This is a genomic window from Alteromonas sp. 14N.309.X.WAT.G.H12, assembly GCF_036697315.1.
Lineage (GTDB): Bacteria > Pseudomonadota > Gammaproteobacteria > Enterobacterales > Alteromonadaceae > Alteromonas.
This window is the reverse complement of sequence record NZ_JBAHZB010000010.1, coordinates 38,138-60,659: the sequence shown is the minus strand read 5'-3', so window position 1 is coordinate 60,659 and position 22,522 is coordinate 38,138. Positions and strand designations below refer to the sequence as shown.

At 46.8% G+C, this 22,522-nt stretch carries 23 protein-coding genes; 18 read left to right on the top strand and 5 right to left on the bottom strand.

Going from position 1 to position 22,522, the window contains the following annotated elements:
• The 3 genes from V5298_RS05830 to V5298_RS05820 all read left to right on the top strand — a co-directional run.
• Positions 1-257 (top strand): undecaprenyl-diphosphate phosphatase (locus V5298_RS05830; protein ID WP_332930530.1); only part of this gene is annotated, 257 nt, incomplete at its 5' end.
• Between the two features lie 65 nt (positions 258-322).
• A complete protein-coding gene (locus tag V5298_RS05825; protein ID WP_332930529.1) occupies positions 323-691 on the top strand; it encodes a histidine triad nucleotide-binding protein in 369 nt (122 codons plus the stop codon).
• A gap of 333 nt (positions 692-1,024) precedes the next feature.
• A complete protein-coding gene (locus V5298_RS05820) occupies positions 1,025-1,861 on the top strand; it encodes an HDOD domain-containing protein (protein ID WP_332930528.1) in 837 nt (278 codons plus the stop codon).
• Between the two features lie 25 nt (positions 1,862-1,886).
• Here the strand turns inward: V5298_RS05820 and V5298_RS05815 are convergent, their stop codons facing one another.
• Positions 1,887-3,074: a benzoate/H(+) symporter BenE family transporter gene (locus tag V5298_RS05815; protein WP_332930527.1), complete on the bottom strand. Its 1,188-nt coding sequence runs from the start codon at positions 3,072-3,074 to the stop codon at positions 1,887-1,889.
• 115 nt (positions 3,075-3,189) lie between these two features.
• Between V5298_RS05815 and V5298_RS05810 the strand changes: the two genes are divergently transcribed.
• Positions 3,190-3,747 carry an XRE family transcriptional regulator gene (locus V5298_RS05810; protein ID WP_332930526.1) on the top strand — a complete coding sequence of 186 codons (558 nt, stop codon included), beginning with the start codon at positions 3,190-3,192 and terminating at the stop codon, positions 3,745-3,747.
• Between the two features lie 56 nt (positions 3,748-3,803).
• Here V5298_RS05810 and V5298_RS05805 read toward each other — a convergent pair whose 3' ends face one another.
• Positions 3,804-4,799, bottom strand: a complete 996-nt coding sequence (locus V5298_RS05805) for a YhdH/YhfP family quinone oxidoreductase (protein ID WP_332930525.1) — start codon at positions 4,797-4,799, stop codon at positions 3,804-3,806.
• Positions 4,800-4,940: 141 nt separating this feature from the next.
• Between V5298_RS05805 and V5298_RS05800 the strand changes: the two genes are divergently transcribed.
• Positions 4,941-5,312: a winged helix-turn-helix transcriptional regulator gene (locus V5298_RS05800; protein WP_332930524.1), complete on the top strand. Its 372-nt coding sequence runs from the start codon at positions 4,941-4,943 to the stop codon at positions 5,310-5,312.
• Between the two features lie 37 nt (positions 5,313-5,349).
• On the opposite strand, the gene rdgC is transcribed toward V5298_RS05800, so the two are convergent.
• Together rdgC and V5298_RS05790 are read right to left on the bottom strand one after the other, a co-directional pair.
• Complete coding sequence (rdgC, locus tag V5298_RS05795; RefSeq protein WP_332930523.1) at positions 5,350-6,258, bottom strand: recombination-associated protein RdgC; 909 nt, start codon at positions 6,256-6,258, stop codon at positions 5,350-5,352.
• Between the two features lie 87 nt (positions 6,259-6,345).
• Complete coding sequence (locus V5298_RS05790) at positions 6,346-8,076, bottom strand: HAMP domain-containing sensor histidine kinase (RefSeq protein WP_332930522.1); 1,731 nt, start codon at positions 8,074-8,076, stop codon at positions 6,346-6,348.
• A gap of 194 nt (positions 8,077-8,270) precedes the next feature.
• Here V5298_RS05790 and phoB point away from each other — a divergent pair, with 194 nt between their 5' ends.
• The 10 genes from phoB to V5298_RS05740 all read left to right on the top strand — a co-directional run bounded on the left by phoB (position 8,271) and on the right by V5298_RS05740 (position 17,503).
• Positions 8,271-8,960: a phosphate regulon transcriptional regulator PhoB gene (phoB, locus tag V5298_RS05785; protein WP_332930521.1), complete on the top strand. Its 690-nt coding sequence runs from the start codon at positions 8,271-8,273 to the stop codon at positions 8,958-8,960.
• 77 nt (positions 8,961-9,037) lie between these two features.
• On the top strand, positions 9,038-10,336 hold the full coding sequence (gene phoR / locus V5298_RS05780) for a phosphate regulon sensor histidine kinase PhoR (protein ID WP_332930520.1): 1,299 nt from the start codon (positions 9,038-9,040) through the stop codon (positions 10,334-10,336).
• Positions 10,333-11,289 (top strand): phosphate ABC transporter substrate-binding protein, encoded by a 957-nt coding sequence (locus tag V5298_RS05775; RefSeq protein WP_332930519.1) that lies wholly within the window; start codon positions 10,333-10,335, stop codon positions 11,287-11,289. The genes phoR and V5298_RS05775 overlap by 4 nt, the downstream gene beginning before the upstream one ends.
• Positions 11,290-11,526: 237 nt before the next feature.
• Positions 11,527-12,285, top strand: coding sequence for a DUF3450 domain-containing protein (locus V5298_RS05770; RefSeq protein WP_332930518.1), 759 nt, complete (start codon positions 11,527-11,529; stop codon positions 12,283-12,285).
• Positions 12,286-12,297: 12 nt separating this feature from the next.
• Positions 12,298-13,662, top strand: coding sequence for a MotA/TolQ/ExbB proton channel family protein (locus V5298_RS05765; RefSeq protein WP_332930517.1), 1,365 nt, complete (start codon positions 12,298-12,300; stop codon positions 13,660-13,662).
• A gap of 3 nt (positions 13,663-13,665) precedes the next feature.
• Positions 13,666-14,193 (top strand): MotA/TolQ/ExbB proton channel family protein, encoded by a 528-nt coding sequence (locus tag V5298_RS05760; RefSeq protein WP_332930516.1) that lies wholly within the window; start codon positions 13,666-13,668, stop codon positions 14,191-14,193.
• A gap of 24 nt (positions 14,194-14,217) precedes the next feature.
• Positions 14,218-14,625, top strand: a complete 408-nt coding sequence (locus tag V5298_RS05755; protein WP_216028619.1) for an ExbD/TolR family protein — start codon at positions 14,218-14,220, stop codon at positions 14,623-14,625.
• Positions 14,626-14,628: 3 nt separating this feature from the next.
• Positions 14,629-15,237, top strand: a complete 609-nt coding sequence (locus tag V5298_RS05750) for an energy transducer TonB (protein WP_332930515.1) — start codon at positions 14,629-14,631, stop codon at positions 15,235-15,237.
• A gap of 53 nt (positions 15,238-15,290) precedes the next feature.
• The gene (locus tag V5298_RS05745; protein ID WP_332930537.1) at positions 15,291-16,550 is read left to right on the top strand and encodes a tetratricopeptide repeat protein; all 1,260 of its coding nucleotides are present in this window, start codon (positions 15,291-15,293) and stop codon (positions 16,548-16,550) included.
• Positions 16,551-16,855: 305 nt separating this feature from the next.
• Positions 16,856-17,503 (top strand): class I SAM-dependent methyltransferase, encoded by a 648-nt coding sequence (locus V5298_RS05740; RefSeq protein ID WP_332930514.1) that lies wholly within the window; start codon positions 16,856-16,858, stop codon positions 17,501-17,503.
• Positions 17,504-17,517: 14 nt separating this feature from the next.
• Here V5298_RS05740 and V5298_RS05735 read toward each other — a convergent pair whose 3' ends face one another.
• Positions 17,518-17,973, bottom strand: coding sequence for a hypothetical protein (locus V5298_RS05735; RefSeq protein WP_332930513.1), 456 nt, complete (start codon positions 17,971-17,973; stop codon positions 17,518-17,520).
• A gap of 64 nt (positions 17,974-18,037) precedes the next feature.
• On the opposite strand from V5298_RS05735, the gene V5298_RS05730 reads away from it, so the two are divergent.
• From V5298_RS05730 to V5298_RS05720, 3 genes are all read left to right on the top strand, one after another.
• On the top strand, positions 18,038-19,159 hold the full coding sequence (locus tag V5298_RS05730; RefSeq protein ID WP_332930512.1) for a PQQ-dependent sugar dehydrogenase: 1,122 nt from the start codon (positions 18,038-18,040) through the stop codon (positions 19,157-19,159).
• Positions 19,160-19,344: 185 nt separating this feature from the next.
• A complete protein-coding gene (gene acnB, locus V5298_RS05725; RefSeq protein ID WP_332930511.1) occupies positions 19,345-21,957 on the top strand; it encodes a bifunctional aconitate hydratase 2/2-methylisocitrate dehydratase in 2,613 nt (870 codons plus the stop codon).
• 90 nt (positions 21,958-22,047) lie between these two features.
• The gene (locus V5298_RS05720; protein ID WP_332930510.1) at positions 22,048-22,494 is read left to right on the top strand and encodes a DUF192 domain-containing protein; all 447 of its coding nucleotides are present in this window, start codon (positions 22,048-22,050) and stop codon (positions 22,492-22,494) included.
• Positions 22,495-22,522: the final 28 nt, after the last annotated feature.

The window sequence follows — 22,522 nt, the reverse complement described above, 5'->3', positions numbered from 1 at the left end:
AAAGTTGTGCCCGGTTCTCTTTTCTGCTGTCGATCCCCGTTATCCTTGGTGCTGGCACGTTAAAAACTGTGAATTTGCTTACCGCCGATAATCCGGTGGATTGGAATGCGCTACTTTACGGCGCGGCATTTTCCTTTTTCAGTGCCTATTTGTGCATATTTTTGTTTCTCAATTGGATCTCCCGTATCGGTATGTTGCCGTTTGTTATTTACCGTCTCATACTCGGTGCGGTTCTGCTGTGGTTTGTATTTAGCTAACCTGTTTCGACGTACCCGCTTAAATGAGCGGGCTCGATTATGGCAATCTGTAAGAAGGTGACTTTATGTCTGATACTCTATTTACTAAAATCATTAACCGGGAAATCCCCGCCGATATTATTTATGAAGATGATATTGCGTTGGCGTTTAAAGATATTAATCCCCAAGCGCCTGTGCATTTTCTGGTGATCCCGAAAAAGCCCATTGCGACCATTAACGATATTAGTGAAGAAGATCGCATTGCCGTTGGGCATTTAAGTTTTGTTGCGGCAAAGGTCGCCAAAGAGATGGGGTTTGCCGAAGAAGGGTATCGTACGGTAATGAACTGCAATGAGTTTGGGGGGCAAACCGTTTATCACATCCACCTTCATGTTTTAGCCGGTAAGTTATTAGGGTGGCCGCCGTACACCAATAAGCCAAAAACCTTGGAATAGTCCCCCCCACATCCTCTACAAAGAAGCATCTTCACCAAGTCAGGTTATCGTTTTATAAAATACCACGATAACCCTGCTTTCGTGTAATACTCTATAGCTGAGCGGCGATTTTTTTATAAAGGAAAATTCTCGTTAAAATGAGTATTTACAGTTACCGACAACAGAAAAATGTCAATTGCAGGATGCAGTTTTTGCATTCTACTGATATATTTTTACTTTAGACAATTAAGCTTAAAACCTTTTCGTTCATGAGTAACGGATTACAATTTACACATTCTGAATTCCCCGCTTTGTCCTCAAAGCGTTGTTATTGAAATTTAAAAAGGTGGGTACATGTCTACACAAAATGCGCTTCTTTCTATTCTGGTTGATAAAATCAATAATGATACATTGGTTTTGCCCACCCTTCCTGCGATTGCGCTGCAGGTACGAAAAACAGCAGATGATCCAAACGTGAACCTCAATGCCATGGGCGATGTAGTGGGAAAAGACCCATCGCTGAGCATGCGCATGATAAAAATTGCTAACAGTGCCTACCTCGGTAGAACGGTGAAAGTCACTTCTATCGGTCAGGCAGTAACCCGGATTGGGCTGCGTCAGATTAAAAATATTTCCACCGCACTGGCAATGGAACAATTATTTGTTTCTAAAAACAGCATTGTTGGCGACTATATGAAGCGGGAATGGGTGAATACGGTCAATGTGGTGGCCTACTCCATGGCAGCCTTGCAGCTTTATAATAACCGCACGAAAAACCGGGAACTCAATCTCGATACCATGACACTGGCGGCCTTAGTGCATCATATTGGCGTATTACCTATCCTTACCGAGGCGGAACGTCACGAAGAAGTCTTTGCCAACCCAACATTTCTGGAAGTGGCAATTGATAAGCTGGCCGGACGTATCGGCGGCAGCATAATGCGGGCATGGGGGTTTGATGAAGAATTTACCATGGTGGCGGAAAGTTGGAACGATTTAGCGGTGATGCCTGACACCCTCTCTTATGTGGATTTTGTTCGTATAGGTGCAGCCTTAGCCGGAAAAATCGACTCGCAAAAAGATGCAGTGCTAAATCTAGCCATTCAGCGCGGTGCGCTGGAAAGCATCAATGAACTGACTAGCGATGAATTTAAAGAAATGTGTGCCAGTGCCAAACAGGTATTTGCCTGATTAGAGACCGGCAGGAAAAAGGGCGTTAAGCCCTTTTTTTATACCCGAAAAGCCCTGCTTTACCCTGTTCAAGCCCGAGAACGAGCAAACCGAGAAAAACGCCCCAAACCGGCGCCCCAAGCTGAATAACGGAAATCCCCGAAGCAGAACACAGTAGTGTCATCATTGCTGCCTTTCGGTGCTCGGGAAGCTCAAGACTACGCTGTACCGAGGCGGTAAAGGTAGCCAATAAGGCTAAACCGGCAAGAATATGGGTAATAACTTCAGGCATTAGGCTAAACAGCACAACAACAAGGGTAGCGAATAAACCGAATAAGAGATAAAAAACACCGGCGATAATGGCTGCCCAGTAGCGCTTAGCGCGGTCACTACCGGCATCTTCTGTCATGCAAATAGCTGCGGTAATGGCGGCCAAATTGAATGCAAAGCCACCGAAGGGCGCGGTGATAATATTGATAATGCTGACACCGGTGAGCACCTGTTTAATATCAGGATGATAATCGTAACTTTTGAGGATGGCGATCCCCGGCAGGTTCTGAGACAACAGTGTGATGATAAATAAGGGGATGGCTAAACTCACCGTTGCGCCAATAGAAAATGACGGCGTGACCCAAACCAGGGAGGGTAAGGTAAATTGTAGTTCATTGGTTGCGCCATCAAGGGATGTGATGCTGACAATGAGCGCCAAGGCGATAAGGGCGAGCATAAGGTAGCGCGGAAACAGGACGCTACCGATTAAGTACACCCCAATAAACCCAGTAACCAGCAATGGCATGTCAGCAGCATCGGTGAACACCCGTAAACAAATGGGTAACAAGATACCGGCTAACATGGCGGAGGAAATGGACGCGGGTATACGTGAAATAAATTGGGTAATGAGGCGGCTTCTGGCAGCAAGTAGCCCTAGACAGGAAGAGATGATAAAGGCACCGATGACTTCATGTAAGGTAAAGTCACCCACAGTGCCAATTAAGAAGGCGGCACCGGGCGTTGACCAAGCGGTGACTACCGGTACTTTGTACAGCCATGAATAACCAATACAGGTGATCCCCATACCAATGCCCAACACCAATAACCAGCTGACAACCATATCCGGTGTTGCACCCGCGGCCTTTGCCGCCTGAATTACAATAACTACGGCACCACTATAGCCCACAAGTACGGCGGTAAATCCAGCGGTTAGATGACTGATATCGGGGAATTTTTTGCTCACAACCTATTACCTCACTAATAAATGTGCGTTATAGCGCACAAGTAGAGTCTATCATTGTGCGTTATAGCGCACAATGATAAAGTAATCCGCAGAATTGGCGAAAGAGTACGAGGCAATGAGCAACAATACTCAGGTTGGCAGGCAGATTGCCAACGTGTTGAAAAAGGAACGTCACGCCAGGGGATGGTCGCTGGATAAGACGGCGCAAATCACCGGTGTCTCTAAAGCGATGCTCGGTCAAATAGAGCGCATGGAATCCAGCCCTACCATTGCCACACTTTGGAAAATTGCTACTGGGTTACAATGCTCTTTTTCATCCTTTATTACGGCGCAAGAAAATAATGCGGTGCCAGTAACCCTGTTTGCCGATGATGACGGGTTCACTGAGGATCCCAATGTGGAAGTGAAAACCCTGTTTCGCTACTCACCCATCACCAAATTTGAAACCTTCGAAATTACCATTAAAAGTCATCATGAACAGCGCTCCGAGCCTCATCAGCAAGGGGTGTTAGAACACATTCATGTTATTGAGGGAAAGGTGACGGTGTTTGAGGGTGATCATGCCCATATTGTTGCAGCCGGCGAGCAATATATCTTTCATGCTGATAAAGCCCATGGCTATCGGGATGAAGCGGGAAAAACACGATTTTTGGATATTATTTTTTACCCATAAACCGTACTGGCAGATTATTAGGCTACCAGTACAGGGTTATCAAATTATTTTATTGTTTATGACAGCTTAACAACAACGCGGCCGGCAATTTTTCCCGCAAGGATGTTGTCAATATACGAGTCGACTTGTTCCAGCGTAATTTCTTCGGTCAGTGCCTCTAAACCATCCAGTTTCCATTCACTTGCCAGCTTGTTCCACAGTGCCTGGCGGGGAGGCATGGGACACTGAACAGAATCAATGCCCAATAATGATACACCGCGCAATATGAAGGGGAAGACATTAATGGGTAATTCTGGGGACGCAGTAAGACCGCAGCAGGTAACTGCACCGCCATAACGGGTGGATTTTATTGCCGCGGCCAGATAGTCACCACCAACACAATCTATACAGCCTGCCCAACGTTCTTTTAACATGGGCCGCTCATGGTTGGTTAATAATTCCTCACGGCTAATGACGTCACTTGCACCAAGGGATTTTAAAAAGTCGTGCTTGTCTGCTTTTCCGGTAACGGCCACGACTTGATAACCGATGTGATGTAGTAAGGCTACGGCCACAGAACCCACACCGCCAGTGGCGCCGGTCACTAAAACTTCACCGTCTTCTTTTTTTACGCCGGCATTTATTAACCCTTGCACTGATAAGGCAGCGGTAAAGCCTGCGGTGCCAATTACCATGGCATCGCGGGTGGATAAACCTTGGGGTAAGGGGACAACCCACTCGGCAGGAACCCGAATTTTACCGCCAAAGCCTCCGGGGGTGTTCATACCCAAATCGAACCCTGTTACCAATACTTGGTCACCGGCTGAAAAATCTGCACTGTCGCTGCTAACTACGGTACCTGCTGCATCAATGCCGGGGGTATGGGGAAAGTTGCGCGACACGCCGGGATTACCGGTAGCAGACAGGGCATCTTTGTAATTCAAAGAGGAATAGGCGACTTCGATGACCACGTCGCCAGCTGGCAGATCATCAAGTCGACGGGTGGTCAATTTACGGGTGAAGGTTTTCTTATCCACCTGCTCCACAAGTAGTGTTTTGAATGTATCGGTCATAAGTACTCCGTTTAATGGTGACGTTATGTGAAGGCAGCTTCTCAATGTTGCCAGTATGGGCTATTATGCACCTAACAAACTAAATGGCTAGTATGCACTTTTTGGTAGGGTACTTACTAAAAGGATACTATTGGAGGGGGAATGAAAGACGAGAATGATCCTGCGTGCCAGTCAGATTACTTGTGTGGCGTTGCGGTGGCACTGAGCCTGATCGGTGGTAAATGGAAGGGAGTTATTTTGTGGCACCTAACCTTTAAAACCTTGCGTTTTAGTCAGTTGCGAAGACGACTGCATGGGGTAACGCAAAAGATGCTGACCCAACAATTACGGGAATTGGAAAAAGACGGTCTGATCCATCGGGAAGTGTATGCCGAAGTTCCGCCGAGAGTGGAGTATTCATTGACTGAACGGGGCGCAAGTTTGCAGCCCATGTTGCAGCAAATGTGTGATTGGGGCCGGGCATATCACGAGAATTACGTTCGTCCAAAGGACACAGACAAAAAGGCGGGGTAAGTGTGCCGCGGCTTTTTCGCGGCGACACACAATACGATTATTCGTCTTCGGTTAAATTAAGGGTGGTTCGCATGAATGATAAAAATGCACAGAGTTCGGCAGACATGAGGGCAAACTCTGCATCCAGTCGGGCAGTGGCCTGATCCTTTGGAATGTCGTCGGTTTCTTCTTTTAGTCTGTCGGTAAATTTCACCCGTTTAAATGAACCGTCTTCTGCAATGGTGGCGGTGAGTACATCGTCATAGGCAAAACCCACTTTTTGCACCAGCTTGCCGTTATCCAGGTGCATGGTAATTTCATCGCTGTCTAAGGGCTGATTTTTACAACGAATAATGCTTTCCAGTTCGTCTGTTGATTTCAGTTCCGCTTCTTCGAGCAAGGTTATCCCTTCTGGCGCACCCTGGGTTAGCCAGTGAGTTAATTCACTTTGCAAGCTTCTACGGGCTAAAGGCACCACAGGCAATGAGGTGATGGCTTTTCTTACAAGGGCCAACCAGGCTTCTGCTTTGCCATCTGCCGAGGCATCCACCACAACGAGTTTTTCGGGAATAGAAATAAACCCGTGGGTATAGGTATTGCGTACAAAAGCCTGGGGCAACAACCTAAACATGATTTCTTGCTTAAGATCTTGCTGTTGTTTTTTGCCCACCGGGGAACCGGTTTCCGCTTCAATGGCAGCCACTTTTTCCGCCAATTCCGCGTTTACCACACTTGAAGGCAGAATTTTTTCCTGTTTTTTAACTGTCAGCCAATAGCGCTCTTGCACCTTATGAAACATCACCCCTTCGTTGCCTACCTGAGCGAAGGGGGAAGCAAACCCCATGGTGGCGGTATCTTGTTTGCCGCAAGGGCGAAATCCGTTGTCCATTAACGCTCTGTTTAAATCATCATCGTCTAGGGAGAGAGTTTGCGTGAGTTGATATGCCTTTAGGTTTTTAAACCACATAGAAATGAATCCTGATTTGCTCGATGAAAATTTTCGGGGGGCAAGCGTACCAACGGCGAGGCAATGCTGCAATGATGTATTTAACGGTTATTGGTGTTTATTTAAAAAGCGAATGATGTAGCGCAGACCTTTTCCCGGTTCACTTTGCGCTTCGATGGTGCCGTTTAAGGTTTGGGTGACAAGGTTATACACGATATGGGTACCCAGTCCGCTACCGCCTTTATCTCTGTTGGTGGTGTAAAAAGCATCGAAAAGATGATTAAGAGCCTTTTTCGTCATGCCCTTGCCATCGTCACGATAGTCCATTGTGACGTAACCGTTTTGTTCCGACACATTCAAGGTAATATGCCCTTCATCCCGATCTTCGAAACCATGTACCAGCGAATTGATGATCATGTTGGTGGTGATCTGGGCAATCACACCGGGTGCGCACAATATTTCCAAATCCAAAGGACAGGATATACTGACTTTATGCCGGCTTTTTTTGATGGTGGGCTGTAATGACAGTAATATCTCATGCAGGTAGGTGTTTAAGTTAAATAAGCGTTCTGCCTCACTGGTTTGATCCACCGCAACCTGCTTAAAGCTCGCGACCAGTTCTGAAGCCCGATTTAAATTGCTCATCAACAATTCTGCGGTTTGTCCGGCCTCTTCGATGAAGGTCGTCATTTTTTTGCCAGACAAGGCCTTCTCTTTATAGGCGGTATTCAATGCGTCTATACGTTCTTGCAGGTAACTGGCTGCGGTCACACTAACGCCGATGGGCGTATTAACGTCATGGGCGATACCGGCCACCAAACCGCCAAGGGAAGCCATACGTTCGGATTCCACCAACTGTTCTTTGATAAGATTCATCATTTCCATATTTTTCGCCAGTTCGCTATTACGTTTACGTAATTCATCTTCTATATATTGGCGGTTTTCATTTTCTTGGCGAAGCTCTCGCTGATTGGCAATCAGCTCGTCTTTTTGCTGCTCCAAATCGAGCATGATTTGTGACAATGACGCGGTTTTCTTGGCCACTTCCTGTTCAAGGATAAGGTTTTGATCGTCAAGCTTCTTGTTCGCTTGTGTCAGCGCCTTTTGTACACCTTTGAGTTTCGATTGGGAGCTGATGAGATCGTCGATAACCTGATTAAAGGATTGTTGTAACAAGCGCAGCTCATTATCGTCATCGGTGGTAACTTTAACTTTAGACTCTTCGGGGTATTCCGGATCGAAGGAGGTCATTTGCTCGGTGAGTTCAGACAGGGGCTCTGATAACATGCGTTTAAACGCAGTCATGAAAAGAAACACTAAAAATGCGGTTTTTACGATGGCGTTACCGATTAAAAAGAAAATTCCTACTTCAATACGGCTTAAAATAATGTCGAAACTAGAATAAAGGGTGACATCCCCCACATAAGACTGTCTTCCTGAAAATTCAAACACAAGGGGAAAGCTGTAGCTAAAAATCCCACCGGGATGATCTTGTTTGATGCCTGATTGAACCGGTGGGCCTGATACCGGTATGGTTTGGCCATCATCAGCGATGAGGTCGCCATTTTCGTCTCGTACCTGAACGCCTTCTACAATGGGCAGTTTGGTTAGCCCTTCAGCAATAACCCTGGCCTGCACTTTGTTGAGTTCCCAGTTGGCACGGGTCAGGCTTTCTGCAAAGGTATTCTTCAGGGTTTGGAGTTCACTTTCTATGTGATTTTTCGTACTGAGGTATTCAGTGAATATTTGACCGATGGTCACAAGCAGTGTGAGGATGAAATAAACGGACAGCACGCGGGTTAATAATTTGCGTGACAATCCTGTCTTCACAGTGGCCATCCTTTTGCGTCCTCACCGGTAGGAAATTCTGTATGCAACAGAATAGGCGTAAATTGCTGAATAAACAAGCTACTTCAATTTCCAAAGGCATTAAAAATACCTTTTGTCTTGACACAAAAATGTAATCGTTTTAATAAAAGTGTCACAGACCCCATCAATAATAGCGGCGATTTGTCATGAGCAGGAAAAAAGTTATGTCTCGATCAGTCTTAATTGTAGAAGACGAAGCGCCCATTCGCGAAATGTTGAAATTCGTCCTGGAACAGTCGGGTTTTGATACCGTTGAGGCTGAAGACTACGATGTCGCCCAACAAAAGATCTGTGAGCCTTACCCTGATCTTATCTTACTGGATTGGATGCTACCCGGTGGCTCAGGTGTGCAATTGGCGAAAGGCTTAAAGCAGCATGAATTTACCCGGGATATTCCGGTTATTATGCTCACGGCGCGGGGCGAAGAGGAAGATAAAATCAGAGGGCTGGATGCCGGTGCCGATGACTATATTACGAAACCTTTTTCACCTAAAGAACTCATTGCGCGCATCAAAGCGGTAATGCGCAGGGTAACCCCCACCTCAAGTGAAGAGCCCATCGAATTTAACGGTTTAAAACTAGAGCCTATTTCCCATCGGGTAATGGCCAATAATGATCCCTTGGATATGGGGCCCACAGAATTTAAATTGTTACACTTTTTTATGACTCATCCAGAGCGGGTCTATAGCCGCGAGCTGTTGCTTGATAACGTGTGGGGAACCAACGTGTATGTGGAAGATCGTACCGTCGACGTCCACATTCGGCGATTACGAAAAGCTGTCTCTTTGCATGGTCATGATGCCATGATTCAGACCGTGCGTGGCGCAGGTTATCGGTTTTCAACTAAAATGTAATTGGCCGGTGCAGATTGCATGCTGGCCCCAGCATTGTCACAATAGCCGTTCACCCTCATTACAAGGCCGTTTACTGCATGTATTATCCGTTTTCCTGGCTTAGAAGTGCGGTACGCTTAATTTCGTACTTGCTGATCTTTGCGATAACCGGCTGGTATATGGATGACATGTTACTGGCGGTGGCCGTTGGGGCTGTAGGCTTACTCGCCATTAATTACTGGCAGCTTTATAAGCTAAATCGCTGGCTATGGCATAGCCGTAAAATGTCGCCGCCTACGGTCACCGGTGTGTGGGAACATATTTATGAAGGTATTTACTATCTTCAGCGCCGGAACCGTAATAAGCGCAAAGAACTCGGCGAACTGGTTAAACGTTTTCGGGAAGGATCTGAAGCCTTGCCTGATGCGGCTGTGGTGGTGGACTCCAAAGCCTGTATTATCTGGTGTAACCGCTTAGCACGCCTTGAATTGGGGCTGAAATGGCCCAGTGATGCGGGTCGTCGTCTTGATAACCTGATCCGTCACCCCAGCTTTATTGCCTACTTCCATGAAGGTGATTTTAAACATCCTATAGAAGTGCCATCACCCACCAATGCCAGCAAAACCTTCGAATATCGGGTGATGCCCTACGGTGAAGAGCACCTATTGGTGATTGCCCGTGACGTTACCCGTGTATCCCAACTGGAGGAAATGCGTAAAGACTTTGTGGCCAATGTCTCCCATGAATTACGCACCCCTTTGACGGTGATTTCCGGCTATGTTGAAATCTTACCCAATGATGAACAAAACCCCATGGTTAACAAAGCCCTTGGTGAGATGAGCGCGCAAACCCAACGCATGCAAAGCCTTATTGAAGATCTGCTGGTATTGTCCCGTATTGAAGCCAGTTCAGAACGGATTTACGAAAATACCGTCAATATGCCTGCTATGCTAACCCAGTTAGAAAAAGAAGCCGGTAGCCTAAATAAAGAAAAACAGCACCAAATTCACTTTCATGTGGATAGGGAATTAATTGTGTATGGTGTGGAAACCGAGTTACGCAGCGCCTGCTCCAACCTGGTTTTCAATGCCGTAAATTACACGCCTAAAGGGGGAGAGATCCAGGTGTGCTGGTGTCGTGATGGTGATGGCGCGAGATTTACCGTAGCCGATAACGGTGATGGGATTGAGCAGAATCATCTCGCCCGGTTAACCGAACGTTTTTATCGGGTTGATAAAGCCCGTTCTCGAAAAACGGGGGGATCAGGACTTGGGTTATCCATCGTGAAACATGTGCTTAGTCACCATAATTCCCACTTGGAAATTTCCAGTGAAGTAGGAAAAGGCAGTACGTTCTCATTTCTTTTAGATAAAGAATTAATTACGGAGAAGCCATGATGAACATGAAGTGGCGTTTATTGCTGGTTTGTTGTTTTTGTTCATGGACTGTATTGGCTCAAACTGCGGTGCCTGAGTACAAACGTGTGCCGGGCGTGGCGGGTAAAATTACATCGGTGGGATCCGATACGCTGGCCAACTTAATGGCCTTATGGTCTCAGGAATTTCAGGTTTTATATCCCCAGGTTAAATTTCAATTACAAGCCTCAGGATCGTCAACGGCACCGCCGGCGCTAACCGAAGGTACTGCCACCATCGGCCCGATGAGCCGGGAACTGAAGCCCAGTGAAATACGGGATTTTGTGCGCGCCCATGGTTACCCGCCTACGGTGCTTAAGGTGGCTGTGGATGCCATTGCCATTTTTGTTGAGCGGCGTAATCCTATACAAGGGCTTACCACCGAGCAGGTCGATGGGATTTTTTCTGTCACCCGTTACTGTGGGGCAAGCACCCCGATTACCCATTGGGAACAGTTACAGCAAATTTCCCAAGATACCGTTACTCCCATTCGCCTGTTTGGCCGTAATTCGGTGTCAGGCACCTATGGCATGTTTAAATTAATGGGGTTGTGCAATGGTGATTTTCGCCCCACAGTAAATGAACAACCAGGATCAGCGTCTGTGGTGCTATCTGTGGCCACCAGTAAAAACGGTATGGGCTACACCGCCTATGGCTATAAAACCGCCGGCGTTAAAGCCTTGGCCATTGGGCGGGGGAACGGTGAAAAAGTGCCTCTTACCAGAGAGACTGTACGGAATGAAACCTACCCCTATACCCGTTTTCTTTACCTGGTGGTAAATAAAGTGCCCGATGAACCCCTGCCAACTTTGGAGCGGGAGTTTTTGCGCTATGTATTGTCACGTCAAGGTCAACAACAAGTTGAGCGAGATGGCTATTTCTCGGTGCTTGATGATGTACTGCTGCGACAGCGACGGCTACTGAGCAACGACTAGGTCACGACATCTTCTCTTGTTACGGGTTCATTATGTGTAGTGAGCCTGCCTGTTTTGCTTTTTCCTTTACCCATCAGCCAGCGCGGCTAATGGGACACGGTTTTTATGCTTCGCTCTCTTTTTATGACACAACAATATGACAGTCATGTAATAAAACTGTCATGGAAACTTCCTATCCTACCCGCAGAATTTTTAGTCGGTGATTACCGATTTCTATTAACAGTAAGGTTTGAATGTATGAAGCTTTTCAACTCGTTGCTGCTGGCGAGTGCCTTGTCGGCCACGTCTGCCATGGCACAAGACGACAGCGTCTTGAACCCCGTTGTCGATGAAGCGGCCAAGATTAATGAAAGTGCCGCTAAGTCACAGGATAAAATCAACACTATCGCTGACCAAATCGATAACAAACTTCAAGCGTTCAAAACGTTGAATAAGGAAATCGAAGGGCTGGAAGTTTATAACGACCAATTGCGTAAACAGATTGCCAATCAGGAACAGGAAATGGCGGATCTTAATGCGTCCATTGATGAAGTGTCGGTGATTGAGCGTCAGATTACGCCGCTGATGATTCGTATGATTGACGGTTTAGAGCAGTTTATCGCACTGGATGTCCCCTTCCTTGCCGAAGAGCGTGAAAACCGTGTTGCCGATCTTAAAGCCATGATGGATCGCGCCGACGTGGCCCCTTCAGAGAAATTTCGTCGGGTTATGGAAGCCTATCAAGTTGAGATGGATTATGGCCGGACCTTGGAAGCCTACAGTGGTATTCACACCATTGACGGCACAGAGCGCGATGTAGAGTTCCTGCGCCTAGGTCGTACCGCATTGATTTATCAGACGCGTGACGCGAGTAAGCAAGGCGTGTGGAACAAGCAAACCCGACAGTGGGAAGAGTTAGACAGCAGTTATCGCACGCAAATTACCAAAGGCCTTCGTATGGCGAAGAAACAACTTGCGCCAGACTTACTCATGCTGCCTGTAGCAATCACGGATTAAGAGGTAAAGACCATGTTTAAACAAATGAAATGGTTAGCAGTAGGTCTGACCGCTGCCACATTGAGCGTAAGCGCCCTAGCACAAGATGATCGAGCGCTGGATCTTGATGCTCTGCTCAAACAGTTAGAAGAAGGCCAGTTTGCCCAGTCGCAACAAAACAAACAGCGTGAGCAGGCATTTATCAGTCAGCGTGCCCAGCAGGATCAAATTCTTGCCGATACCCGTACAACGCGGGATCAAAAACTGGCCGCCTCAGAAGCACTGGAAACCCAGTTTGAAGAAAACGAGTTTAAGTTGGCAGACCTTAACCAAGCCCTTGACGCGCGGTTAGGCTCACTTAAAGAACTGTTTGGTGTATTGCAGCAAGTTGCTGGCGACACCAAAAGTAAGTTTCAAAATTCCATGATTTCAGCCCAAATTCCAGGACGAGCGGATTTTCTCGATAACATGGCACAGGAAATGGGGAAAAGCTCCAAACTGGCGTCAATCGACGAAATCGAACGCGTCTGGTTTGAAATGCAACGGGAAATGACCGAATCGGGCAAGGTCACTAAATTTACCACCAACGTGGTGGAAGCCGGTGGCGAGAAGGTGAGTAAAGAAGTGGTGCGGGTTGGCCCCTTTGCTTTGGTCTCCGATGGTAAATACCTCGATTACAACGGCATTACCGGCACGGTGGCGGAATTGATTCGCCAACCCGCCGACCGCTACGGCAACTCTGCGGCGGATTTGCAGGCTTCTAACGGTGAGTTGGTCCAATTGGGTATCGACCCCACCGGTGGTTCTATCTTAGGTTTGCTGGTACAAGCCCCTGATTTACAAGAACGTGTAGAACAAGGGGGTGTTGTGGGTTATATCATTCTTATTGTGGGCGCCTTTGGTTTACTGCTGGCGTTAGAGCGATTGATTACCCTTACCTTGGTGCGCACTAAAGTTAACAAGCAGCTTAAAAGCAAGTCTATTAACCCTAACAATCCATTAGGGCGCGTATTAAAAGTACGTGAAGATTTCCCTAAGGCGGATGTAGAAGCACTGGAACTGCACCTCACTGAAGCTATTTTAGGTGAAGTACCTAAGCTAGGTCGCAACCTTACCATCATAAAGATCATTTCTGTTGTTGCGCCACTGATGGGACTGCTAGGTACGGTCACCGGTATGATCAATACCTTCCAGGCCATTACCTTGTTTGGTACGGGCGACCCTAAATTGATGGCGGGTGGTATCTCTACTGCGTTGGTTACCACGGTGCTAGGTCTGGTGGTTGCTATTCCTATGACATTGCTTTACGCCATGCTTAATACTCGCAGCAAGAACATTGTGTATATTCTGCAGGAACAAGCTTCTGGTGTAATCGCAGAGCGCGCAGAGCGGGGCTAAGCCATGATCGCATTTCTCGAAGCAATACGCGATTTTACAGAGACAGGTGGTCAGGTTCTCCTGGTCATCGGTCTGCTGATATTCACCATGTGGTTGTTGATCCTCGAGCGTGCGATGTACCTGATGATTTGGCATAAGAACTTTAAAAAGCAAGCGGTAGCAGACTGGAAAGCGCGACAAGATCGCTCCTCCTGGCTAGCAGAACAGATACGTCAAAAGACCATCTCCCGTTTGTCCATTCAGTTAACCGGCAGTATTCCTATTATTCAGTCGTTAGTGGCACTTTGCCCACTACTAGGATTGCTAGGTACTGTCACCGGTATGATTGAAGTGTTCGACGTTATGGCTATTTCAGGCTCAGGTAACGCCCGTTCTATGGCCTCCGGGGTATCGAAAGCCACCATCCCAACCATGGCCGGTATGGTGGGAGCCCTGTCAGGCGTATTTGCGTCTACTTGGTTAAACAGAAAAGCAAAAACTGAGCGCTCGCACCTTGAAGAAGCGCTAATTATTGACCGTAAAGCCAGTTAACGGCACGAGTCTAAGGTAATCACTATGAAGCAGCACTTTCAAAATCTGGTGGATGAAGAAGAAGCCACTATCGATATGACGCCCATGCTGGACGTTGTTTTTATCATGCTTATCTTCTTTATTGTAACAGCCTCGTTTGTTAAAGAAGCCGGGATCGATGTGAATCGACCAGAAGCCGCCACAGCGGTAAAACAAGACCGAGCGAATATTCTTATTGCCATTTCTGATACCGGTGAGATTTGGATCAACAAACGTCGAGTGGATGTACGGGCGGTACAGGCAAACATTGAACGCTTGCATGCCGAAAATCCCCAAGGGACGGTGGTGATTCAGGCGGATCAAAAATCCACCACAGATACATTAATCAAAGTTATGGATGCCTCCCGAGCGGCAGGTGTTTACGAAGTTTCCATTGCTGCACAAGAGCCATAAACCATGCCACGATTTATCATTGCATTTGTTATATCGCTGGCCATTACGCTGGGCTTATTTTTCTTAATGCAGTCACTGATCAAGATGGGCGGGAGTGCTTTAACCGAGCCGCCAAAAGGCAGTGTGCTCGATTTTGTGCGGGTAAAAAAGGAAGAATCCGTTGAACAAAAAGATCGTAAACCCCGTAAGCCGCCGCCTCCGAAAGCGCCGCCGCCTCAGATGAGTCAACCGCAGATGGACTCACCGTCACCGGATGCCAATGGAACCTCCATGAACTTTGGTGGCGATGTGGCCGCAGATGTTTCCTTAGAGGGTGGATTAGCTCTGGAATCTGGCGATGGTGAATACCTGCCCATCGTCAAGGTGGCACCGGTTTATCCCCGTCGGGCATTGCAGCGGGGGATCGAAGGCTTTGTGATTGTGGAGTTTACGGTTACTAAGCTCGGCACAGTGCGGGATCCTGTTGTGGTGGAAGCCACACCAGAAGGCATTTTCGAGCAAGCGGCCATGGATGCTGCACTTAAATTTAAATATAAACCTCGGGTGGTAAATGGTGAAGCAACGGAAGTTTCCGGTGTGCAAAACCGTATTACCTTCCAGATTGATGGGTAAATGATATGAAATGGGTATTATCCACACGTTTGGTTTTTGCAATGTCGTTGGCAATGGGGCTGGTATTCACCAGTGCATCGTTGACCTATGCCTACGGGCAGGACGTAAAAGCCAGTGACAAAAAGACCCGAAAAGTACCTACGTTGCGCGCTAAGGTGTATGAACAATTGGCCCGGGCACAGGCGGCGGCAGATGAGGACGATACTGCGCAAGCCATTGCTATTCTCGATGAAGTAGAAGCTAAGAAAGGTTCAATGAATAGTTATGAGCGTGCCATGCTGTATAATTTTTACGGCTTTATTTACTACAATGCTGAAGCCTATGATGATGCCTTGGCATCCTTCGCCCAAGTTGTGGAACAGCAGCCCATTCCTGAAGCTTTTGAGTTAACCACCTTGTTTACGTTGGCCCAACTCAATTTAATGCAGGGTAACTATGGGCAGAGTATTCATTATCTGGAACGTTGGGAAGCGTTAAATACCGGCCCCGTGCCGCCTAAAAATTTGATAATTAAAGCCCAGGCTTATTATCAGAGCAAGGAATACGAGAAAGCCGAAAAATACATTACCCAAGCCATTAATGATCATGAAGCTCAAGGCATGATCCCTGATGAGAACTGGTTGATTCTGCAACGGGCCATTTATTACGAACTCAAGCAGCCTGAGAAAGTTAAAGCGGTGTTGGTCAAGCTGGTTAAATTGTTTGATGAGCCCAAGTATTGGCTGCAATTAGCGGGCATGTACGGTGAGCTTGGTGAAGAACGCAAGCAGCTGGCCATCATGGAAGCGGCCTATCAGCAAGGTTATGTTACTTCAAGTGCAGACATCTTTAATCTTGCGCAACTGTATTACTACCATAAGGTGCCTTACAAGGGCGCAAAACTCATGGCTCAGGCGATGAAAGAAGGGCTGTTGGAAGAAAACCTGCGTAACTTAAAGTTTTTAGGACAAAGCTGGATATTGGCAAAAGAGCAGGATAAAGCCATTCCGGTGATGCGTCAGGCGGCCCAGTTGTCCCAGGACGGTGAGTTGGATGCCCAACTTGCGCAAATCTTACTGAATGCTGAACGCTGGGATGAAGCCATTGCCGCGGCAGATAGCGCCATACAAAAAGGCGATTTGCGCAATCCAGGGCTGGTGCATTTGGTTAAAGGCATGGCGCTGTACAATCAAAAACAGTATGCCAATGCATTAAATCAACTGGCTGAAGCAGAGAAACATCAAAAAAGCCGAGCCATGGCCCAGCAGTGGAAGCGCTTCGTTGAGACAGAAAAACAGCAGCAGGAACGGCTAAGTTTAGAGCTATCCAGCTAATAGTTAGCGTGCCTTTTTTATCTCTTAACGAGACAAGATAAGCAAGATGCCGGCCTTCTTTGTTGCCGGCTTTTTTTATACTTAAAGTATCATCGTCTTTACACAATTTAGTACGGCGTCTATGCTGTTTTTACGTCTATCAATACATTTTAAACGTCCTGATATTCATGCTTAGGTATGACTTGTTACCTCATGATGCCGATATGTATCGGTTATACTAGGAAAAGATAGCGGTACTAAAAATTCAAAACGGCCACAGTACTGGGTACTAAACAGTACGCATATTCATTTTAAGGGCGACGTTAATGTCTGATACAAGTAATATTAATGAAAATAGTTATAACCTCACGCCTATTTTGTACGATATTCGCGGCTTTTTTATTCTCACCTTTGCCTACAGAAACACCTTATCTTCTCAGGTACGCTTTTTTGCCGAAAACTTAAAAGGGCATCATCTCGAATGTGCCATAGGTACCGGAACCTTTACCGAAATCTGTATGAAACATGCCCGTAAAAAGCAACCGCATCAGGCATTTTCGCTGGTGGGTGTGGATTACTCAAAGGCGCTAATGGGCGGCGCTAAACGTAAATTGAAAGGGGCCGAGCTGGCCATCGAAGATTTGCGCAATATGAGCTACGAGGATGAAACCTTCGATACCGCCAATTTACCCAATGGATACCACACCATTGCCGATATTGATAAAGCGATGTACGAGATTGTTCGAGTGTTGAAAACCGGCGGCCAACTGTACATGAATGTGCTCTTGTACCCTGGAACTGGCTTGATGAATAAAATCAGTACTAAAGTGAATGACTATGGGCAAAGTATCGGCATTTTAAATCGCCCGTACAGCCGTGAGGAGATACTTGAAAGTTTACCCAAGTATGGTTTACGTATTGACGATGAACGTACCATCCAAAATTGTATTTTTATAAAGACAACCAAGCTTTAATATTCGACGCCCGTTTACCCTTTAGTGGGAACTTGACGGGCGCACAGATACCAAAATAAACATCCGCCACAAAAGCCGGCCATACATTGCGCGAATAAGCCTGTGCCACTTCTGGCACCGGCAATCAGGGTGATCCCCATTATCGGTTGTAATGACAGTAGTAACGTCAACAGAGCGATCATGCCGGCGACGGGTAACAGAAATCGCCGCCGTGTAAACCCTGCGGTCACAAGGCCGGTGAATCCAAACCCCAGCAATAAGGCGAGTGCGATACCACTGCCGTAGGCTGGCAGTAATCCATAAATATCGTACAAGGTGGTTTGTATGTTATCGCCTAAGGTGATGTTCACATCCAGCTTGTGTAATTCATACAACACCGATTGCGTATGCGCAGTACTGGCAATAAGGTATGTGACGCACCAAACCGGTAGGAAGATGCGTAAAAATGACAGGGATAGGACTTGGGGCATAGCTGACCACTTGGCAATCACTAAACCCCTGCATCATTTCATGCTAGGGTAGAGAACTCAAGTTTTGAACAATGATAAATCCATTAGAATGTATCGCCTTATTGTTTTTATATTGCTTTGGTCATTATGCGGTGCTGTGGATGCACAACAGCCTGGTGATCTTTACTTGCAGGCTAAACGCATTGCTCCGAATACCTTACAGTCGCCCTGGGCATTGGTACAGTTGCCTGATGAACGTTGGCTTATCACAGAACGGGCTGGCAATCTGGTATTGCTCGGCGACGAACCGCGCATAAAACGCATTCCCCTTAGCTTACCGACACTTTATCATGCTGGACAGGGCGGTTTGCTCGATATTGCCTTAGCCCAGGATTTCGCCCTTTCTGGCCGTATATTGCTAACCTTTTCCCAAGGTACTGCGGATAAAAATCACCTGTCTGTGGCCACCGCGGTTTTTAAAAACGATACCATTAGCAACCTGAACGTCATCTTTTCGGTGACACCGGATAAAGACACGCCGGTCCATTTTGGCGGGCGTTTGGCGGTGATGAATGATGGTACCTGGCTGGTGACCTCTGGTGACGGGTTCGACTTTCGCGAAGAAGCGCAAAAGCGTAGTAGTCAATTAGGCAAAATACTGCGTATTAGAGAAGATGGACAAGCGCCCTTAGATAACCCTTTTGTCGACACGCCTTATATTTATTCCTACGGTCATCGAAACCCTCAAGGGTTAGTGATTGATGATGTTAGCGGTGATATTTATGCCCATGAGCACGGCCCGGATGGGGGTGATGAAATTAATCTAATTCAACCCGGCGGTAATTATGGCTGGCCAGTGGCAACCTATGGGCTGGATTATTCCGGCGCACGGATATCACCCTTTACCGCCTACGATGGAATGATTGCGCCTTTGCTAAACTGGACGCCTTCTGTGGCGCCTTCTTCGATGATCTTGTACGATGGGACATTGTTCCCCATGTTAAAGAATCAGCTGCTGATAACCACACTCAAAGCGCAAAAACTGATTGCGGTGGATATTCATGCTAAGCCTGTTCATTGCAGAGAGATTTTTGCTACTATTATGCAGAAGACGCGTTTGCGTGATATCGCTGTGGGTAACGATGGCGCTATTTATATTTTGACAGATGGAGAAAACGCAACCGTATTTCGTATTGTCCCGTTATGATTAATAAGTCTTCGTTTTAAACTTCTTATTCTGCATAAACAGTATGAATAGTGGTTATAAGTCGGCTTCAGGGGCAATTAAATGTTATTTCGTTGTATGAGCCGGTATAATCTCGGCGTTTAATAGTCATTTTTGGTCCCAAGACCGTTAATTTTACGGGCCAGAATAAATAAGAGGAAGCAATCGTGTTAGAAGACTATCGCAAACACGTTGAAGAACGTGCTGCTGAAGGTATCCCCCCGAAACCCCTCAATCCAGAACAAGTTGCAGGCTTAGTTGAATTATTAAAGAACCCCCCTGCAGGTGAAGAATCATTCCTTTTGGAATTGATCTCAGAACGCGTTCCTCCGGGCGTGGATGAAGCAGCCTACGTAAAAGCAGGCTTCCTAAGTGCTATCGTTAAAGGTGAGGACAGTTCACCGCTAATCGATCGTGAGAAAGCCGTTGAACTGCTAGGCAATATGCATGGCGGTTATAACATCATCACCTTAGTTGATTTGCTTGACGACGCTGACCTTGCACCACTGGCAGCGAAAGAGTTAAAGCATACATTACTGATGTTTGATGCCTTCCACGATGTCGAAGAAAAGCATAAAGCCGGTAACGCCTATGCAACGGAAGTTATTCAATCCTGGGCTGATGGTGAATGGTTTACTTCTCGTCCGAAATTGGAAGAGAAAATCACTTACTCTGTCTTTAAAGTAACCGGTGAAACCAATACCGATGACCTGTCTCCAGCACCGGATGCTTGGTCACGTCCTGATATTCCTTTGCATGCCCTCGCAGCTTATAAAATGACCCGCGATGGTCTTGAGCCTGAAGAGCACGGCGTTAAAGGTCCAATGAAACAAATTGAAGACGTCAAAGCAAAAGGTTTCCCTGTTGCATTCGTCGGTGATGTTGTGGGTACGGGTTCTTCACGTAAATCAGCAACGAACTCTGTGTTGTGGTTCTTCGGTGAAGATTTGCCGGGCGTTCCAAACAAACGCGGTGGTGGTGTCTGTATTGGTAGTAAAGTTGCACCAATCTTCTTTAACACCATGGAAGATGCCGGCGCATTGGTATTTGAAGCCGATGTGGAAAAAATGAATATGGGTGATGTCATCGACATCTATCCTTATGAAGGCAAAATCACCAACCATGAAACCGGTGAAGTACTGGCCGAGTACAGCTATAAATCAAAAGTGATTCTGGATGAAGTGCGTGCCGGTGGCCGTATTAACCTGATCATTGGTCGTGGTCTTACCGACAAAGCCCGTGAAGCATTGGGCTTAGGGCCAGCTGATTTATTCCGTTCGCCAGAACAACCTGCTGATAGCGGCAAAGGCTTCTCACTGGCTCAGAAAATGGTCGGTAAAGCCTGCGGTGTTGAAGGTATTCGTCCTGGTACGTATTGCGAACCTAAAATGACGACAGTGGGATCGCAAGATACCACAGGGCCAATGACCCGTGATGAACTTAAAGATCTTGCGTGTTTGGGCTTCACTGCCGATTTAACTATGCAGTCTTTCTGTCACACAGCGGCTTATCCAAAACCTGTTGATATTGAAACGCAGCACACGTTGCCAGACTTTATTATGAACCGTGGTGGTGTTTCATTGCGCCCAGGCGACGGTATCATTCATAGCTGGTTAAACCGTATGTTATTGCCTGATACTGTAGGTACAGGTGGTGACTCTCACACCCGTTTCCCTCTGGGTATTTCCTTCCCAGCAGGTTCTGGCTTGGTGGCTTTCGCAGCCGCAACAGGGGTGATGCCTCTGGATATGCCAGAATCTATTCTGGTCCGTTTTAAAGGTGAACGTCAGCCTGGTATCACATTACGTGATCTAGTACATGCCATTCCGTTATACGGTATTAAGCAAGGCCTGTTAACGGTTGAGAAGAAAGGTAAGATCAATCAGTTCTCCGGTCGTATCCTAGAAATCGAAGGCTTGGAAGACCTGACGGTAGAACAGGCATTTGAACTATCTGATGCCTCGGCAGAACGTTCTGCGGCAGGTTGTACCATTAACTTGTCAGAAGAATCCATTGCTGAATACCTGCGTTCTAACATCACCATGTTGCGTTGGATGATTAACGAAGGCTATGGCGACCCACGTACCCTTGAGCGTCGAGCTCAGAAAATGGAAGAGTGGTTGGCTAACCCAACACTGATGCGTGCGGATGCGGATGCTGAATATGCAGAAGTTATCGAAATTGATTTGGCTGACATTAAAGAGCCTATCGTATGTTGCCCTAACGATCCTGATGATGCGAAAACATTGTCTGAAGTTGCCGGTAATAGCGTAGATGAAGTCTTCATCGGTTCTTGTATGACCAATATCGGTCACTTCCGTGCAGCAGGTAAACTGTTAGAGCAATACAATAAAACATTGCCTACCCGTTTATGGATTTCTCCACCGACGAAGATGGATAAAGCCCAGTTAATGGAAGAAGGCTACTACAACATTTACGGTCGCGTAGGTGTACGTACAGAAATGCCAGGTTGTTCATTATGTATGGGTAACCAAGCTCGTGTAGATGCCGGTGCAACAGTCTTGTCTACGTCTACTCGTAATTTCCCGAACCGTCTTGGTGATGGTGCCAATGTGTATCTTACTTCTGCAGAATTAGCCGCAGTAGGTGCCATTATTGGCCGTATTCCAACTGCTCAAGAGTATATGGAATATGCCGGTAAGATCGACTCTATGGCAGCCGATGTATACCGCTACCTGAACTTCGATAAGATGGATAGCTTTAAGAAAGCTGAAGAAGATGCGAAGGCTAATATCATTCCAACATTGAATGTTGCCTGACTTGGCGTATAAACTAGCAAGCTGGGCACCCTAGGGGCCCGGCTTTTTTTATGCCTATTTTTTAAATACCCTTACAACAAGGTAAACACAATGAAATTATTGCCAGTGATAAGAAACCTGTTATTGATCAGTGCAGTGGCGCTAGCTGCTTGCCAATCATTGGCACAGGAGCCGGTGGAATTTGCCCAGGCAACCATCGTTATCAATGAGAAGCCATTGACCGTTGAGTTTGCTAAAACCCAAATGCAACGGGCCCGCGGCCTGATGTTCCGAAAATCATTGTGTGATGATTGTGGTATGCTTTTCTATTTTTCGCCTGCCCGTAAGGCGAGTATGTGGATGAAAAATACCTACGTTGCCCTTGATGTGGCATTTATCGACAGAAACGGCGTGATTACCGATATAAAACCGCTGATGCCCCAGGATTTAACCTCAGTGGGCGCATCCAAAGTGGTAACCTATGCGCTGGAAATGAATCAAGGCTGGTTTGCCGCCAACAATGTTCGTGTGGGTGACCAGATAAGTGTCAATTTATAGCTCAGTAAAAGATTGAGTTTTCATCGGA